This is a genomic window from Brachyspira catarrhinii (assembly GCF_005518285.1).
GTDB lineage: Bacteria > Spirochaetota > Brachyspiria > Brachyspirales > Brachyspiraceae > Brachyspira > Brachyspira catarrhinii.
In genome coordinates this window covers 1-1,578 of record NZ_SJDU01000468.1, presented here as the reverse complement: position 1 = coordinate 1,578, position 1,578 = coordinate 1, and the positions used below count along the sequence as shown (strand labels likewise).

Genomic DNA, 1,578 nt, shown 5'->3' with positions numbered 1-1,578 from the left:
AAATATATTTAAACGGAGGCTTTTCATTATGAAAACAGCTAAAAAAGTATTATTAATTATCTTAAGTATCCTTATGGTATTTACATGTAAGCGATACACCGAGCCAGAAGGTTCAAATACTGCAAACGAGCAAGATAACGGGACTGGGATTGTAGGCGGCGGCGACAATGGAGGCGGCGGTTCTACCATAGGAGACGAGACGGGACCGTTAACGGGAAGCGGTGGCGGAATTTCATTAGGCTCTTTCACATTGCCTAAAAATTCCCTATCGCAAGAAGAACAAAATAAGGATTATGACCCAAGCTATAATCATGCCGTTTTGTTTGCAAACGGCGGAATACCCGCCTTGACTACTACATCCAAAGGGGCTTTAGTAGCGGCTGTCGGTTATGAGGGAAATATTCAAGTTAAAAAAAGTTTGGATTCTGGAAAAACTTGGTTTATCTCTCAAGTTGCAACGGAAACCCCAAGTCGCAATCCGTTCTTTATCAACTGTCATAACGGCGATGTTCTATTGGGAGTTACAACCTACGGAGCAGGTTTTACCAATACTATTTTCTACAGAAGCACGGACGATGGCGGAAGTTGGACTAAACAAGAAAGTTTAGTTAAAGTTTCAGATATTGACTCAAAAGTTACCTCTAATTTTGTAATTTATGGACAGGGCGTTACTTTAAGGCATGGCGCTAATGCAGGTCAGAATAAATTATTATTCCCATATTCTTATTCTACTAATACATACATAGACCAAACTCAATGGACGATGACTATAAACTCCTCTGATGACGGCAAAAAATGGGATATAATCTCAAATCGTATAAAAGGAAATTTGGTAACACAAGGAAATCCATTTGGAGATTTTTCTGCATATGAGAATAAAATATACGAGACTTATGAGGGAAATATCTTACTTAATTTGAGAACACCTGGAAACTTAATGTATTGGGCTCATTCTACCAATTATGGTAAAGATTGGATTATCACAACTATTAAAACGGAAGAGAGGGCAGATAACGATATACATGCCGATATGGTAAGATATGAATTCAATGGAAAGCCTATTAAGGGTTCTAAATACGGTTTGATGGCGTATTATCGAACAGGTGGAAATGGAGAGTATAAAGTTAGACTTACCGACAACGACTTTAATAATGGCGATAAAAGCGGCAGTAAATACAAAAAAACCGAGATTATAGTAACGGATACTGGTATAACCAATGGATATCCCGCTATAACGGTTCTACCTGACGGAACTATAGGAACTTTGACGGAAGAAATTAAAGATGGTTCGGCTAATATAATTTTCAGAAGATTCAATTTATATTGGCTTACTTATGGAAGTGAAAAAGTAGATTATTCGACTATAGCATATTAAAGAAGAATTGAATTTGGGTTGCTCGCCTAAAGGCGTTGGCAGTAATCCAATAGGAAACAGAAGAGATGCAAGTGGTAGCGTGTCTGCCACTTGTTATTATAAAAAATTTACGGAGGTTTTAGTATGAAATATTTAAAATATATCATCACTATTATTTTAACGGTTATTTTGAGTATGATATTGGTTATATCATGCAAAAGTAT

Annotated in this window: 1 protein-coding gene; it reads left to right on the top strand. The window is 36.8% G+C overall.

What is annotated here, in order from left to right; all coding sequences use genetic code 11:
* Positions 1–28 precede the first annotated feature (28 nt).
* On the top strand, positions 29–1,375 hold the full coding sequence (locus EZH24_RS11560; RefSeq protein WP_137999242.1) for a sialidase family protein: 1,347 nt from the start codon (positions 29–31) through the stop codon (positions 1,373–1,375).
* Positions 1,376–1,578 lie beyond the last annotated feature (203 nt).

Excerpts from the sequence above, each read along its gene's own strand:
- EZH24_RS11560 (WP_137999242.1), top strand. The coding sequence starts at position 29 with ATGAAAACAGCTAAAAAAGTATTATTAATTATCTTAAGTATCCTTATG.